This is a genomic window from Candidatus Lokiarchaeota archaeon (genome assembly GCA_014730275.1).
GTDB lineage: Archaea > Asgardarchaeota > Thorarchaeia > Thorarchaeales > Thorarchaeaceae > WJIL01.
Genome location: WJIL01000029.1, coordinates 1 through 2782 on the forward strand (window position 1 = coordinate 1; position 2782 = coordinate 2782).

The 2782-nt window shown below is 47.6% G+C and carries 2 protein-coding genes; one reads left to right on the forward strand and one right to left on the reverse strand.

All coding sequences use genetic code 11. The features are described 5' to 3' along the window. Positions 1-509, reverse strand: a 509-nt coding sequence (locus GF309_04275; GenBank protein MBD3157982.1) for an NGG1p interacting factor NIF3, incomplete at its 3' end; no start/stop codon positions are given. Positions 510-639: 130 nt separating this feature from the next. Between GF309_04275 and GF309_04280 the strand changes: the two genes are divergently transcribed. Continuing rightward, entirely contained in the window at positions 640-1110 is a 471-nt protein-coding gene (locus GF309_04280) for a hypothetical protein (GenBank protein MBD3157983.1), read from the forward strand. Positions 1111-2782 lie beyond the last annotated feature (1672 nt).

Here is a 2782-nt window from a genome sequence, read left to right on the forward strand (position 1 = left end):
CACATGAAGGGCAGATCGAGCAGTCTGGCCGCATCGATTGTTCTGGTGTGGTTTCTTGCTTTAAGGCTAAAATGAACCTCTTTCAATCGTTTAGCCATTGCGGATTCAGCCTGTGCGATAGGTACGCCCAGGTTCGCCCATTGCTCTGGTTGGAGCTGCATTACCCAGTCAAGCTTTGAGGAGCCAATTCCGTGGGGATGATGAGCTAGCACCATATCTATGGGTTGCCCCTTGTCGCTTAGTCTGTCGGCAAGAACTAGCTCACCCGGTGAAATGTCGACGCCACAGAGGACGCTCTCCACTTCTCGGTCTTCGTTGCCATAGAGCAGACGGCAATCGGTGTATGGGTTCCATGTCACATCCTTGTCGGCAAGCTCTTTCTTCTTGCCTTCGAGTTTCTCCAGCTTCTCCTTTGATTTCTCAAGAATCTGGTCGATTTTCTCTTTGTTTCGAGGATCTGCTTCGATTCCCATTTCAACGATTTTGTGATAAATGTCTCCTAATTTCATATCCCTTTGAGAGAACACCGTAGGCATCAAGCTTTCGGTGACAGTAGACTCTGAAACTACAATCTGTGAATATGATTCTTGTCCATAATGAAATAAGGCGCAAGTTCTCCTAACATCACGGTTGAAGATCATGACAGACGATGACAAACTCTCGATTGAAGAATTCCACAAGGAGATAGCTGTTGAAACAAACAATGCCATTTGGCCGATTTTAGACAAAGAAGACCCATCGGAAGGGGAGCTAGAGGATGCCCTAGACATGGCGCATACTTCGCGCTATCATTGGAAGAAAATTGGGAAACCGATCAACTTGGCCCGCGCTGATTACATGATTTCACGTGTGGCGTCTGCGATGGGTCGGGCTGAATCTGCTCTGCACCATGCAAAGCGCTGTCTTGAGATAACAAAGGATACGGGTGTTGGGGATTGGGATTTAGCATTTGCATATGAAGCCATGGCACGAGCATACGCTGTTGCGAAGGACAAAGAGAAATTCAAAGAGTACAGGGAATACGCTAAGGAAGCAATCTCGGACATAGATAGCGAACAAGACAAAGAAATAGTGCGAGGCGAGTTGGATAAGATTTCATTTCCGGAGTAACTCCATAGTTGATACATGATATAGAAAAAAGAAGTGAAGGACAGGCCGGAGAGTCATTTGACCTGTCCATCTATCATTGAGATTGGTTCAGCTATGCAGCCCTTTTCTTCCAGAAGTACACACCGACGACTATCACCACAGCAGCAACCCCAATGCCACCTGCAAGGAGAAGCCCATTCTGTGCAAGCCAATCGCCGTCAGCGGGTGCTACTCCATCTCCAGCTTGATATTCGAGCGGTGGAAGAGCCTCGAGAGTGTTCGTGGTATGCGGTGTTACAAGTATGTTGAAGAAACCCTCTTCAACTTGGCTGCGGTCAATATCAAAGACGAACAGCATCTCATCGCTGATACTACCAAGCTCGAGATACCCATCTCCGGAAAGGGACCCTGTGAACACATCCTCAAGATCACCGGCCCAATCGATGTAGTGGCTACAATCATCTACATTCTGATACAGATAGGCCTCCCACGAGTCTACGTCCTCAGTGTAAATCGAGATGTTGTACCAAGTACCGCGGACCGCACTCAGGCGAAGAACATATTTTTCGGTTGCATCAGCAGGATCGCCGAGCGTGAAGTTGGACCAGACTGGACTGCTGGTCACGGTTTGTGTATTGGTCCCGTTCAGAAATCCTTCGTACTCATCAAAGGTGATTTCATAGTCTACCATATATTCGTGGTATTCGTTGCCGATGCCTGCAGTGTTGTTATTGACTTGATAAGGTGTCAAAACAAATATCCCATCACCCTCACAGAACATCGAATAGGACGTACTGTCAGTTCCAAGTTGTGTAGATGTCGTATTGCTACCGTAAGCAACCCAACTCGTACCTGACTGTCTGTTCCCAAGGGTCATGTCCAGCGCTAATTCGTTTCCGCCATACCCGTTGAGATAGTCTATCTCGGATTTAACGCTGACATTGTCGTGGGTCATGAGGGTAACGTTGCTTCTGTAGAATGATAGCGGACTTGTATCGACCCGAAGTCCAATAATGTCACCAGCATCAACACCAACACTACCGGCACCTTCCAGAATCGGCCCAAGATTGAACTCGAAACGGCCAATCGCACCCTCTCCACCTGTAGCAGTAACCAAGTAGTTGCCAGCTGGCAAATAGTAGGTGTTTGCATACTCGATTTCACTACCGAAACCAATCGACCGACTAAAGCTGATGTTATTCTCAGTAACCTTCCAGATTCTCCAACTGAAGCCTACCATACCTACTGAGCCATTCACCCGAAGCACGGAGTCCTGGGCGAGGGGCAATCTGTACGGGTATCTCACACCTCCAGATAGTAGATTCTCAATGTAGAATTCTTGGTTCTGAGGTAGCATCGGTACATTTGGCCGATCATGATGGATGATGTACTCTATCTCATCGAGACCTTCGATTGTTAGGTAGTAGCTTTCGTTTGCCCACGAGTAGTAGTGAAATTCGTCAGAGTAAGGATCCAAGTAGTCCTGCCATCTCATATGACCCATTTCATTTGTAAAAATGCCACCAGTAATCATGATTTCTGCCGGGTCAGGTCCGCCATTTCCATCCTCGGGGTAGTTCAAAGCATATCTAATCCGGCCAGGGTGTGTGCTGTTGGCACTGAACTTGTATGTCCTGGCAACGGGCGGTTTCTCTTGGTAGACCTCTGAACCATCTTCTTTTACAACATCTTC